This is a genomic window from Blautia sp. St.27G3 (assembly GCF_059728505.1).
The window spans coordinates 537,541-550,193 of record NZ_BAAGFO010000001.1 but is presented as its reverse complement, the minus strand read 5'-3'; the positions used below and the strand labels follow the sequence as shown (position 1 = coordinate 550,193).

Genomic DNA, 12,653 nt, shown 5'->3' with positions numbered 1-12,653 from the left:
GAAAGTCTGTGAAAAACATATGTATTTTTAGGGTACATAGAAAAGGGTTGCATCTGAAAATAAAATGTGCTACTATCCTTGAGGAATATACAAACGTGTTTCTGACGCAAACAAAATGTTGGTTTTATGCCCAAAGACAGACTTTGCGTCAGGCCAAAAAGGAGAAAGGACATGCCGGATAAGACGAAGTATTTTGTGGTCAGGCAGAAGGCTGTGCCTGAGGTTTTATTAAAGGTAGTGGAAGCAAAACGCCTTTTGGATACAGGCCGTGTGGAAACGGTGCAGGAAGCAGCCGACCAGGTTGGTATCAGCAGAAGTTCGTTTTATAAGTATAAGGATGATATTTTCCCGTTCCGGGACAATGTAAAAGGAAAAACGCTTACCTTTGTCATGCAGATGCATGATGAACCGGGGCTGCTCTCGGAAGTATTGAATGTTGTGGCAGAGTATAAAGCAAATATCCTGACCATTCATCAGAGTATTCCGACGAACGGAGTGGCTACACTGACGCTCAGTGTGGAGGTGCTTCCGGCGACCGGAGACGTATCGAGCATGATCGAAACGATTGAGGGGAAAGCCGGAATCCAGTATCTGAAAATTTTGGCACGGGAATGAAAAGAGATAGCCGGATTTACAGCCGGCGCATGACAGGGAAAGAAGGAGGACAAAATGGTACAGGTTGCAGTGTTAGGATATGGTACAGTAGGTTCAGGGGTTGTGGAGGTGATCGAGACCAACCACGACAGCATACTCGCAAAGGCAGGCGTGGATCTTCAGGTCAAATATGTCCTGGATTTGCGGGAATTCCCAGGTGATCCGATCGAAAAGAAGCTTGTGCATGATTATGATGTGATTGTAAATGACCCGGAAGTCGATATTGTTGTTGAGGTGATGGGCGGAACGAATCCGGCTTACACGTTTACAAAGCGCGCATTGGAGGCCGGAAAAAGTGTGTGTACCTCAAACAAGGAGCTGGTAGCGCGTCACGGGACAGAGTTACAGCAGATTGCGGGGGAGCACCATGCAAGCTATCTGTTTGAAGCAAGCTGTGGAGGCGGAATTCCGATTATCCGTCCGCTGCGCACTTCATTGACTGCTGATGTGATTGACGAGATTACCGGTATTTTAAATGGTACGACCAATTATATTTTGAGCAAAATGATTGACGAGGGCCTGGAATTTGAAGAAGTTCTGCGGGATGCACAGCAAAAGGGCTACGCGGAGCGCAATCCGGAGGCGGATGTCGAGGGACACGATGCATGCCGGAAAATTGCGATTCTTTCCTCTTTGGCTTATGGCAAATGCGTTGATTTCACTGATATATATACAGAAGGAATTACGAGAATTACGTCTGCGGATATTCAGTACGCAAAGGCAATGAAAAAGACGATCAAGCTTCTGGCTTACAGTAGCAGGCAGGAGAATCAGGTGATGGCTATGGTAGCGCCGTACCTGGTAGATAAAAACGACCCGCTGTACGCGGTAAACGGTGTGTTTAACGCGATTTTTGTCCATGGAAACATGCTGGGCGACGCAATGTTCTATGGACAGGGAGCAGGCAAAGAAGCGACAGCGAGCGCTGTGGTGGGCGATGTGATTGAAGAAGCGCAGATGCTCGGAAAAGGCGTGGTTGCTTCCTGGAGTCCTGAGAAACAGGTGCTCACTGACGTATCGGGTACGTCAAAACGTTTCTTTGTCCGCGTAAAGGGAAGTGCGGCCGACAGCTCTGCGGCAGAAAAAGCTTTCGGTAAAATTGAAGTGGTAGATGCAGGACTGGCGCAGGAATACGGTTTTGTGACAGAATGTATGACAGAGGCAGAGTATGAAGATCGCGCTTCAAAGATGGAGAACGTGCTTGGTATGCTTCGCATCCGTTAAAGCGTCTGGTAAAGTAATCTGCAAGAAGTACTGGAGAAAGGATAATGCTGGGCTGGCGCGAAAGCCGGCCTTTTGCATGATTTGGTGAAAGAGATGAAATATATTGTAATTCTCGGAGATGGAATGGCGGACGAAGCACAGGAGAGCCTTGGCGGAAAGACACCGCTTGAGGCAGCTAAGACTCCGACGATGGATGCGCTTGCCGCACAGGCGGAAGTAGGCTTGCTTAAGACAATTCCGGAAGGTATGAGTCCGGGAAGCGATACGGCGAATCTGGCTGTAATGGGTTACAATCCAAGGGAGTACTATACAGGGCGTTCCCCGCTGGAAGCGCTGAGTATCGGTGTACCGATGATGGATACGGATGTGGCTATGCGTTGCAATTTCGTGACACTCTCCGAAGAAGAGCCCTATGAAAAAAAGAGAATACTGGATCACAGTTCCAGTGAGATCAGCACGGAAGATGCGGCTGTTCTTCTGGAGGCAGTGCGTGCAGAGCTGGAAAATGATATGTTTCAGTTTTATCTTGGAACAAGTTACCGCCACTGCGTGATCTGGACGAATGGAAAGGTTGAACCTCTGACTCCGCCGCACGATCACCTGACCGAAGTGATTGAGGATTATCTTCCTGCAAATCCTGCAATTCTGGCTATGATGAAGCGAAGCTATGAGATTCTTGCGGACCATCCGATTAACCGGGAACGAAAGGCAAAGGGGCTGAATCCGGCCAACAGCTGCTGGTTCTGGGGTGCTGGAACGAAGCCGATGGTCACTTCTTTTGAGGAGAAGTATGGCAAAAAGGGCGTTATGATATCCGCAGTTGATCTGCTCAAAGGGATTGCGGTAGGCGCAGGGATGAGAAATGTAATAGTGCCGGGAGCGAATGGCGGTCTTCATACGAATTATGAGGGAAAAGCACAGTCAGCAGTCGATGCGCTTTTAAAAGATGGCGCAGATTTTGTATATGTACATTTGGAAGGCCCGGATGAAATGGGACACCAGGGGAGCCTGGAGCGCAAGGTTCAGGCGATTGAATATTTGGATGAACGGGTAATTCGTCTGGTGAAAGAACAGATGGATGCTTCCGGGGAGCCGTACCGCATGTTGATTCTGCCGGATCACCCGACCCCGCTTCGCATTCGTACCCATACTTCAGACCCGGTGCCCTATCTGCTGTATGACAGCAGGAAAAAACTCGGGGATGGAAAAGCCTATGGCGAGACGAGCGCAAAGAAAAGCGGGATTCTTCGCGAAGAAGGCTTCCGAATGATGGATGTGCTGCTGGAACGCAGTTGAGCGATTGGTTGTCCGGTCAGTTTGCCGGTAGTAGACTGGCCGGTTTAAAAAGTTGTGAAGGAAAGAAGAAGGCTGCTGACAAAAGGAAATCTACCTTTGCGGCAGCTTTTTGCGTAAAGGGATATATCGTGAAACTAAAATGTGTAAATTTTTTCTCATACAAAAATCATGCACCGAAAACAGGGATTCCTCCATCTAATAGGTGTAAGTTGTTTTAAAACCGGTGAAAGTGTCCAGGACAAGAGGAGGAGTAACATGCAGATTTTGGTAAGAAAGGCACAACGCGGGGATCCGGATGCCTTTGTTTCCCTGATAGAGGAAAATAAGAGCAGTCTGTACCGCGTAGCCAAAGGATTTTTCCAAAGTGAGGATGATATTGCGGATGCAATATCCGAAACTGTTTTGTCTGCGTATGAGCATATCGGGGACCTGAAAAGGAGTGAATATTTTCGGACATGGCTGATACGGATTTTGATTAACTGCTGCAACGGAATGCTGCGTGAGCGCAAACGCTGCGAAGTGACGGAAGTTTTCCCGGAAATTCGCTATCTGGAGAATGATTTTTCCAATGTGGAATTCCGTGAAATGCTGTCATCGTTTCCGGAGGACTGCCGTACGATTTTGCTGCTGTATTATGGCGAGCAGTTTTCTACGCGGGAGATCGCACAGATTCTCGAAATGAAAGAAAATACAGTGAAAAGCAAGCTTCGGCGTAGCCGCAATGAGCTGCGAGAAACAATTGTGTATAGTTTATGAGATCTGATAGGAGGATTTGAGTATGAGAAATTACACAGAACAGGAAATGAGAGAGATATTAGGACAGGAGATGCAGGTATCAGAGCAGGTTGAGGAACGCCTCTCAGACACTTACCGACAGATTCGGACCCAGAAGAGAAAGAGCCGGTTCCATGCATGGCAGGGCGCGGCAGGAACTGTGGCAGCGTTTTTTGCAGCAGGCGTTTTCTGCGTGAGCAATCCTGTGCTGGCTGCAAAACTGCCTTTTATCGGGCATATTTTTGAAGAGCTGGGAGATGAGGCGAGCTATGCTGGCGATTACAGCGGCGTGGGGACGCAGCTTGCCGAAGGCGGAGAAAATGCAGAAACGGGAGCATCTGCCGCAGCAGAGATAGCAGGAAAGGAGAACGGGGCGCAGGAGGTAGCGGGAAATTATTCACAGACTGCAAATGGAATGACGGTAACACTTTCTGAAGTATACTGCAATGATGTGGCTTTGTATCTCACCATGGAGCTGAAAGGGGAGGAACCGATTGCGGATCATTTTGAGCTTTATGATGGGAAACCGGTTTTACAGGCACAGGGAACAGCAAAATTCAGTTTTATGGATGAGGACTGTAGCTTCCAGGAGGTGTTAGACGGAAAATTTGTGGATGATTATACGTATCTTGCCATGTACCGTATGGAATTAGATCCAGTGTGCACAGACTACAGCGAATTCCATGCAGCGCTGCAGGAGGCGTACGGAGAGGAAGGGCCGTCAAATGATGGTGAGACAGCCCAGTACAGAGATCTGATCAAAAAGCGTGATCTTCCGGAAAGCTTTGATGTGTCGCTTTCTTTTGACCGTATTTTTGGTGATCGCAAAGACCCAATGTCAATCTATGATGCAGCCAAGGTGGAGAAGCCTTCTGAGGAAGAGCTAAATGCGATGTCAGACGAAGAATGGAACAGTCATATGATGGAACTGTTTGAATTGGTACCGGATTATAACAATACGCCAAATCCATATGAGGATTATACTTATGAAGGTCCATATACGTTTGATTTTACCGTACAGGTAGACCATGAGCAGACGGTTACTGTTGAGGTAGAAAACGATGCTGCAGGGAAACCTTTTGTATCTTCTGTAACGAAAACACCGTTTGAATTGTATCTGGAAGAACAGGGACTGGAAGAAGCAATAGACCTGGATCCGGTGCTTGTTGTACTGGATGCAAACGGAAAGCGCATAGAAACAGGAAAACGCGGAGGCAGCCTGAATATGCTTGCCATTGACGGACACGATGTATCAAAAATTGATATTTACTATATCACATGGGAGGACTTTGAAGGAAAACAGATTAAAGGCAGCTATTTTGACGAGCATGATACAAACGAGTCCGGAGAGACATTGAAAGATGTTCTGGATGCATGTAACATGTATCATAAAGAAGTAACGTTCGGATAAAAGATTCCGGAAAAAACAGATAAGAATAATAAATAATAAATAATAAATAATAAATAATAAAAACCAGCTGGGGAACTGTTAAATATTGCCTCAGCTGGTTTTTTCTGTTGTTTTAGTATGATTTACACGTGGGAAGCTGTGCGGTTTTCTGCTTCGTTCGGGGCACTACGCAACAAATTAAGGTAAAACAGCGTTTGCGTGACGTGCAGGTAGGGAAAAGCGAACAGGAATCCGATTCCAAGTGAGATGAGACAGAGAATTCCGACGCCGATGAAGGACAGGAGCAGGTAAAATTGGCGTCCCATATTGCCGGAGGTAAGGTCCCAGCTTTCTGTAAGCAGCTTCCAGGTCGTTTTCCATGGTCCGTCGCAATGAAGAAAAATAACCAGGCTAAAATGAAGCATCATCCAGATCAGCACAGCTCCGAGAAGAAGGATCAAGATAAACGGAATCAGAGGAATGGCAGCTCCGTGTACAAAATAGCGGAACGCTTCAAGAAGCCGGTCGAAGCAGTAAAAAAGTCCGGTCTGAAGGAGCAGCTGGACAACAGCGTAAACGGCAATGGGTTCCGGATGATTGGAAAAAGCGGAAAAAAGATCCGAAAACCGAAAAGACGCTCCGCGTGCGAGATTCAGATAAATGCGTATCATACCTGCTTGCAGGATACAATAAACCATGTTGCATAAAACAAGGGTGGCAAAATACAGAACAAGTCCCAAGATTCCGGGCGCTGCCGGAACTGCATGAACAAGAAGATAATTGAGCCCTACATTGGCAAATGCCATGAATGCTGTGATAAGTGCCATGAAGCTGTATTTTCCATTTAAAAGAAGGCGTGCCTGACTTTTCAGGTCGCGTATTTTGGGTTTTCTCATACGAATGTCTCCTCTCCATTTTTAAAACTGTAGGGCGGTTCTCCAAAGAAATCTGTTCCAGGATAAACACCGTCGTTTAAAAAATAGCTATTTGGATCGGTATTATTTTCCGGAATAGCAGGCTCCTGATCTGGAAGAATAGGGTCCTGATTTTTATCATCAGAGAGGAAGGGAAAAAGGTCTTCCAGCGTCATAGAAGGATCGCCGGTATATGCTTTCAGATAATATTCCAGAGCCGCACGCTGCTTAGGATCTGTGAAGACCCGGTACATGGAGACACTGGTCAGTAGAATGCTGGCTGTGATACCGCACAGACCACAGGTAATTGCAAAAAAACAGCGCGGTGTCATACGGGTTCGCCCTGTGCGTGAAAGGAGTGCACAGAGGATGGCGAGTGCTCCGCAGGGAAGCGCTACATAAAAAATACTGCAAAGCAAAACCGAGATAATTCCGAGCGTAAAGGAAGCCCGGGCCATGCTGTTTTGCTGCAAATATGGGGGTGTATTCTTTTCGTACATATCGTTTTCGTACATGATTTAACCTCGTTTCCGGATTCTTTGCTCCATGGTATCACAAACGGAGGTGTCTGACAAGAAAGAATCAGTCCTTCCGGTTCAGCACGGAAATTTTGACGCAAGGAAGCGGAAAATAAAACTTGCACGATTAGATGTATAGTGATAATATATACATAGTAATACAAAGTATTAGGGAGAAAAAATGACTGAAAAATATGAGCGCCAGATGAAAAAAGGAATACTGGATTTACTTGTTCTGAAACTATTGAACAGGCAGCCGAAATACGGCTATCAGCTGATCAGTGAACTTCGCGATCAAAACGATGGAATTTTTGTGCTGAAAGAAGGGACACTGTATCCGATTTTATACCGGCTGGAGGACGACGGATTGATAGAGAGCAGATGGAGTGAACCGGAGGGAAAGCAGGTACCGAGAAAATACTATGCAATGACGGAGAAGGGAAAGACAGCGCTGGGAGAGATTCGGCAGGTATGGGAACAGATTGCTTTTGGGGTCGCGAAATTTCTGGATGGAGGCGAGGCAGAATGATAGCAGAAAAATACGTGGGTAAAATTGTAAGAAAGTTAAAATGTTCCCGCAAACGGCAGGTTGAAATACGTCGGCAGCTTCTTTCTGATATAGAGGCAGAGCTGGAGAGTGGGGAGACATTTGAGATTGTCATGGAGAGGATGGGAACCCCGACAAATGTTGCACAGGAGTTCAACCAGGATATGCCGGAAGAGGAAAAACGGTGCTTTGTGAGGCGACGGAGATTGAAATTCATCGGAGTGCTCCTGGCAGTCCTTTTTTTGGCAGGCGTGCTTCTCTACTGGTTTTTTCCAAAAGCAGGTGCATTGACCGATGGCAAAAATTTTCGGCAATCAGACGTAGAAGCGATGGCTCAGAACGTCATACGGCTTTTAAACGAGAACGATCTGGATACGCTCAGGCAGGAAGCAACCGGACTGATCGTCGATTATCTGACATCAGAAAAACTGGATGAGGCGCGCAGCACGGTGGCGCAGGAGTGGGGTGATTTTCAGAAATTCGGCAGAAGCTACATGTCAGAGATTGTGCAGCAGGGCAAGGCGTATGCTGCGATAGAGTTGACTGCACAGTATGAGCATGTGATGGTTACGTACACACTGTCCTTTGATGAAGAGATGAGGTTGTGCGCACTATATATGAAATAGTTTTGTACGGTTGTTCCCATATCGCGGGAAGTGAAGCGTGGACAGTATGTGAGCATGGAATACTGTATCTGAAAGGATTTTGCGGAAGGTGATGTGTTTGTGAATGTGAGGAGGATGATTTTGAGAATCAAGGGTAAAACGGCATGGTGGTTTTGGTTGGTTTATGGTGGTGCAACGGGAATGACGTTGTATGGACTAATTTTCTCGAGGGAGGATATTTGGGCATTGGTTTTGGGGATGGTGACGATTCAGGCAGTTTTTTTGCCGATTATGTTGCGCAATTACGTGATGATTGAAGATGGAAAATTAACGGTGTATTTTGGGTTTGGGAAGGAGTCGATTCCGATAGAAGAAATCGTGGAAGTACGCCGGACCTGTGATCCGATTGCTTCGAGCGCAGCCTCCCTGGACCGACTTGTCATAAAAAGCAGGCGCCAGGAAGTCATGTGCTCCGTTTGCGAGAAAGACCAGCTGTTTCAGGTGCTGCTAAAGTGCAACCCCAATATAAAAATCAATTAGTTTTTTATTTGGAAAGGAGTATCTATGGGTTTCTGGATCTTTATGTTGTGTTCGAACCTGACCTTGCCACTTCTTATGATTTTTTTCGGAAAACATTTTCAAAATCATCCGCCACGGGAGATTAACGCAATATACGGATACCGCACAAGACGTTCGCGGGCCAGCGGGGAAGCATGGCTGTTTGCGCAGCAGCATTTTGGAAGGCTGTGGTACCGACAGGGCAGAATTTTGATTCCACTTACGGTGCTTGCGATGCTGCCGGTATTCGGAGGGTCGGAAGAAACTGTGGGTATCTGGGGAAGTATCGTTTGCCTCATACTGTGTGCAGCGTTTTTGTCGCCGTGTTATTTTACGGAAAAAGCGCTGAAAGGACAGTTTGACGAAATGGGGAAGCCGATCGTTTGTAAGTATGAAAACAAAGATTAATAGGAATTTACTCCAATAAATTGTTGACGTGAAATAACAAACGTAGTAGAATATACCCAAATTTACAGTTACATAAGTAATCAATACCGGGTAAAGGATATACGGTTCGCCCGGAGCATGTTTGCAGAACAGGGAACCGTACATGCAAAAGATAATAGGAAACAGATATACAAAGACAAAGGCGTCGTTTGAAAAGAGCCTTTGTCTTTTTTTATATCAATTGGGAAAGAAGGGAAAATCATTGAAGACGTGTCTTAATATCAGCGGACTTGGGATGCAGTTTAAAGGCGTAAAAGCGGTACAGAATGTGTCCATGAATCTGGAAGAGGGGAAATTATACGCACTGATAGGAACGAATGGCGCAGGCAAGACGACGATTATTAATATGATTTCTGGCGTATTGAAACCGACTGCAGGAACCATCTGTTTTCAGGAAACAGATATCACAGGAATGCGTCCTGACCGGATTGCAAAGATGGGCGTGACGAGAACGTATCAGAACCTCCGGCTGTTCAAAAAAATGACGGTACTTGATAATGTGCTGATGGGAGCCCAGATGCACAGTACCTGTGGAGCGTGGGAATCAGTATTTCAGACGTCAAGGTTTCGTGAAAACGAAAAAAGCATGCGGGAGCACGCAAGAAAGATGCTGGATATCATGGGGATTGCCGCATTCGAAAAGGAATTTGCAGGTTCTCTTCCGTATGGAAATCAGAGAAAGCTTGAGATAGCCAGAATTCTTGCCAGCAACCCGAAACTGCTTCTTCTCGATGAGCCGGCAGCCGGTATGAATCCGCAGGAAAGCCATGAGCTGGTGGACATTATCAGGGGTATACAAAAGGAATTTGGATTGACCATTCTTTTAATTGAACATGACATGAAGGTGGTCATGAACCTCTGTGAGTATATTTACTGCATGGCAGCAGGCGAAGTGATCGCGGAGGGCGGGCCGGAAGCGATACGGAACAATCCAAGGGTAATAGAAGCATATTTGGGAAAGAGGGCAAGCCATGTTACAAATTAAAGACTTAAGTGTAAAGTATGATAATATTCAGGTTCTCCATGGCATATCAATGGATATCCAGGATGGAGAGCTGGTTGCTTTGATTGGGGCAAACGGGGCGGGAAAGACCACGGCTCTGACGACGATTTCGGGAGTAAAACGGTCTTTTGACGGAGAAATTGTTTACAATGGAAAAAACATTACAAAGGCCAGTACAGATGAAATTGTCCGGTTGGGAGTTGTGCAGGTACCGGAGGGCAGGCAGATTTTTTCAAAGATGACAATTGAGGAGAATCTGATTCTGGGCGCTTATACAGAAAGTGATTCTGCACGGCAGAAAGCCAATATGGAGCGGGGCTTTGAAATGTTTCCGATTCTCCGGGAGCGAAAAAAACAGCTGGCCGGAACTCTTTCCGGCGGGGAACAGCAGATGCTGGCAATCGCGAGAGCGCTTATGAGCAACCCGAAACTGCTTCTTCTTGATGAACCGTCCATGGGCCTGTCACCGCTTATGACAGAGCAGGTATTCGATGCAATCGTCACACTGAATGAGAGCGGGACAACGATCCTGCTGGTAGAGCAGAATGCATTTGATGCGCTGGAAATTTCCAGACGGGCCTATGTGATGGAAAATGGTGTGATTACGCGAGAAGGAAAAAGCAGCGACCTGATGGAAGATCCTGCAATCAAGCGTGCATATCTGGGAGGTGATTAGAGATGAGTTTCAATTACATACTCGGGCAGCTGATAAACGGAATAAAGCTCGGAAGTATTTATGCAATTATAGCGATTGGTTATTCCATGGTATATGGCATATTAAGACTGATAAACTTTGCGCATGGCGATTTGCTTACAGTTGGCGTTTATACCATGCTTGTACTGATGGGGTTTTCCGGTCTGCCCATCTGGCTTGTGATTCTTGCTGGCTGTATTGTTTCAATTATGGTGGGAATGACGATGGAGAGGCTGGTGTACCGGCCCCTGCGTGGCTCCGGTGAAGAGACGACGCTGATCTCATCCCTGGCAGTTTCTGTTTTTTTACAGAATTTAATCAGCATGATATTTACACCGCAGAAAAAGGCGTTTCATCTTCCGGATTTCCTGACGGTAAATCATTCCCTCGGTCCGGTTTCCCTGTCTACCATCAATATACTGACGATGATATCAATCGTTGTGATACTGATTGCACTGACACTGCTTTTGAAGAAAACAAAAATCGGTATGGCGATGCGCGCATGCTCAGACAATCTGGCGGCGTCTCAGCTTATGGGAATCAAAATCAATAACGTAGTTGTAGTTGCCTTTGTGATCGGTTCCGGGCTGGCGGCTCTGACTGGGGTGATGCTTGCAGGCGAATACAAGACAATTGAGCCGCTGATGGGATTTGTGCCGGGACTGAAAGCATTCTGTGCCGCTGTTCTGGGCGGCATCGGAAGCCTGAACGGGGCGGTACTCGGCGGATTTATCATTGGCATTGCTGAGGTGCTGTTTGCCGGGCTGATGCCTTCTGATATAACACCGTACCGCGATGCATTTATTTTCTTTTTGCTGATTGTGGTTCTTCTCGTTAAGCCAAACGGTATTTTAGGAAGCTCGGAAGGGGGAAGAAGCTGATGAAATACAGAGAGAATGCGGCAGTACGATTCGTATGTTTTGTTTTACTGCCATTGTTGATACTGATCTATAGCGCGATCAACCGTGGCCATTATTATTCAGATTTGATTTGTCTTTTTGGCATTCATCTGATTCTGGCTACCAGCCTGAATCTTGTAAACGGGTTTTCGGGCATGTTTTCTATGGGGCACGCGGCATTTATGGCAGTCGGTGCGTATACGTCTGCACTGCTGACGATATCGGAGACACAAAAGGCGAGAATATCCGGGCTCCCGGAGTGGTTTCAGAAGTTCACGCTTCCGTTTCCACTGGCACTGCTGTGTGCAGGACTTGTAGCAGCATTGCTGGCTTTGCTGATCGGTTTTCCGGTACTGCGGCTGAAAAGTCACTATCTTTCCGTGGCGACGCTTGGACTTATCGTGATCGTGCGGGCGTTTCTCGATAATGAGGATCAGTTTACGAACGGAGCGAGAGGGATTACAGGGCTTCCGTCGTACTCCACAATTTTCAGTGTATTTTTGACAGGCCTGATTCTGTTGTATATCATGTACCGCCTGATTCGATGTTCCTCTTACGGACGCGGTCTGATTGCGATGCGGGATGATGATGTGGCGGCACAAACGCTGGGCGTACGGATCGTGACAAAGAAGATTTCTATTTTCTGCCTCAGTGCATTTGCGGCAGGGATTGGCGGTGCGTTGTGGGGACACCTCCAAACTGTAATTTCAGGTCAGTTTTTCTATTTTACGGACAGCTTTGAAATCGTGGAGATGTCGATTATCGGTGGTATGTATTCCCTGAGCGGCGGCATTGTGGGTGCATTGGTGATGACATTTCTGCCGGAAATACTGGCACCGCTTGAGACCGGGATCATGATAGGCGGATTTCAGCTGCCGGAGCTTTACGGAGCCTCCAATTTGATTATGGCAGTATTTTTGATCCTTCTTATTATCTTCAGAAGACAGGGGATTCTTGGAGACAGTGAGATTATTGTTGAGAGCATTTTTTCAAAAAGTACCTATACGGGGATATTTAAAGCTGAAACGTACCGGAAGCTTGTGGATATTACAAAAGCAAAGCTGACAGGGAAGAAAAAAGAGAAAACGGCAAAATAAAAGGATATGTACTCAGCAAAGAGTTCATATAGA

Annotated in this window: 15 protein-coding genes; 13 read left to right on the top strand and 2 right to left on the bottom strand. The window is 46.6% G+C overall.

Translation table 11 applies throughout. From position 1 onward, the window contains the following. The first annotated feature begins 171 nt into the window (after positions 1 to 171). The 5 genes from AC6I2O_RS02515 (at position 172) to AC6I2O_RS02495 (ending at position 5,359) form a co-directional block, all read left to right on the top strand. Positions 172 to 615: an ACT domain-containing protein gene (locus tag AC6I2O_RS02515; protein ID WP_120393361.1), complete on the top strand. Its 444-nt coding sequence runs from the start codon at positions 172 to 174 to the stop codon at positions 613 to 615. Positions 616 to 669: 54 nt separating this feature from the next. Continuing rightward, positions 670 to 1,878 carry a homoserine dehydrogenase gene (locus AC6I2O_RS02510; protein WP_120393362.1) on the top strand — a complete coding sequence of 403 codons (1,209 nt, stop codon included), beginning with the start codon at positions 670 to 672 and terminating at the stop codon, positions 1,876 to 1,878. 93 nt (positions 1,879 to 1,971) lie between these two features. Beyond that, positions 1,972 to 3,174 carry a cofactor-independent phosphoglycerate mutase gene (locus AC6I2O_RS02505; RefSeq protein ID WP_497741712.1) on the top strand — a complete coding sequence of 401 codons (1,203 nt, stop codon included), beginning with the start codon at positions 1,972 to 1,974 and terminating at the stop codon, positions 3,172 to 3,174. Positions 3,175 to 3,429: 255 nt separating this feature from the next. Next, positions 3,430 to 3,930: an RNA polymerase sigma factor gene (locus AC6I2O_RS02500; RefSeq protein WP_120393363.1), complete on the top strand. Its 501-nt coding sequence runs from the start codon at positions 3,430 to 3,432 to the stop codon at positions 3,928 to 3,930. Positions 3,931 to 3,952: 22 nt separating this feature from the next. After that, positions 3,953 to 5,359, top strand: coding sequence for a DUF4179 domain-containing protein (locus tag AC6I2O_RS02495; RefSeq protein ID WP_120393364.1), 1,407 nt, complete (start codon positions 3,953 to 3,955; stop codon positions 5,357 to 5,359). A 122-nt stretch (positions 5,360 to 5,481) separates the two neighbouring features. On the opposite strand, the gene AC6I2O_RS02490 is transcribed toward AC6I2O_RS02495, so the two are convergent. Beyond that, positions 5,482 to 6,234 carry a DUF975 family protein gene (locus tag AC6I2O_RS02490; RefSeq protein WP_120393365.1) on the bottom strand — a complete coding sequence of 251 codons (753 nt, stop codon included), beginning with the start codon at positions 6,232 to 6,234 and terminating at the stop codon, positions 5,482 to 5,484. Then, positions 6,231 to 6,767, bottom strand: coding sequence for a hypothetical protein (locus AC6I2O_RS02485; RefSeq protein WP_120393366.1), 537 nt, complete (start codon positions 6,765 to 6,767; stop codon positions 6,231 to 6,233). The genes AC6I2O_RS02490 and AC6I2O_RS02485 overlap by 4 nt, the downstream gene beginning before the upstream one ends. Before the next feature lie 184 nt (positions 6,768 to 6,951). Here AC6I2O_RS02485 and AC6I2O_RS02480 point away from each other — a divergent pair, with 184 nt between their 5' ends. The 8 genes from AC6I2O_RS02480 to AC6I2O_RS02445 all read left to right on the top strand — a co-directional run bounded on the left by AC6I2O_RS02480 (position 6,952) and on the right by AC6I2O_RS02445 (position 12,620). Next, complete coding sequence (locus AC6I2O_RS02480) at positions 6,952 to 7,299, top strand: PadR family transcriptional regulator (RefSeq protein WP_497741711.1); 348 nt, start codon at positions 6,952 to 6,954, stop codon at positions 7,297 to 7,299. After that, a complete protein-coding gene (locus tag AC6I2O_RS02475) occupies positions 7,296 to 7,943 on the top strand; it encodes a DUF3887 domain-containing protein (RefSeq protein ID WP_497741710.1) in 648 nt (215 codons plus the stop codon). The genes AC6I2O_RS02480 and AC6I2O_RS02475 overlap by 4 nt, the downstream gene beginning before the upstream one ends. Before the next feature lie 120 nt (positions 7,944 to 8,063). Beyond that, on the top strand, positions 8,064 to 8,462 hold the full coding sequence (locus tag AC6I2O_RS02470) for a PH domain-containing protein (protein ID WP_497741708.1): 399 nt from the start codon (positions 8,064 to 8,066) through the stop codon (positions 8,460 to 8,462). A gap of 24 nt (positions 8,463 to 8,486) precedes the next feature. Further along, on the top strand, positions 8,487 to 8,888 hold the full coding sequence (locus tag AC6I2O_RS02465; protein ID WP_120393370.1) for an SdpI family protein: 402 nt from the start codon (positions 8,487 to 8,489) through the stop codon (positions 8,886 to 8,888). A gap of 241 nt (positions 8,889 to 9,129) precedes the next feature. Then, on the top strand, positions 9,130 to 9,912 hold the full coding sequence (locus tag AC6I2O_RS02460) for an ABC transporter ATP-binding protein (RefSeq protein WP_497741707.1): 783 nt from the start codon (positions 9,130 to 9,132) through the stop codon (positions 9,910 to 9,912). Next, positions 9,899 to 10,606 carry an ABC transporter ATP-binding protein gene (locus tag AC6I2O_RS02455; RefSeq protein ID WP_120393371.1) on the top strand — a complete coding sequence of 236 codons (708 nt, stop codon included), beginning with the start codon at positions 9,899 to 9,901 and terminating at the stop codon, positions 10,604 to 10,606. Before AC6I2O_RS02460 ends, AC6I2O_RS02455 begins: the two co-directional genes overlap by 14 nt. 2 nt (positions 10,607 to 10,608) lie before the next feature. Then, entirely contained in the window at positions 10,609 to 11,505 is an 897-nt protein-coding gene (locus tag AC6I2O_RS02450; RefSeq protein WP_120393372.1) for a branched-chain amino acid ABC transporter permease, read from the top strand. Continuing rightward, entirely contained in the window at positions 11,505 to 12,620 is a 1,116-nt protein-coding gene (locus tag AC6I2O_RS02445) for a branched-chain amino acid ABC transporter permease (protein WP_120393373.1), read from the top strand. Before AC6I2O_RS02450 ends, AC6I2O_RS02445 begins: the two co-directional genes overlap by 1 nt. Positions 12,621 to 12,653 lie beyond the last annotated feature (33 nt).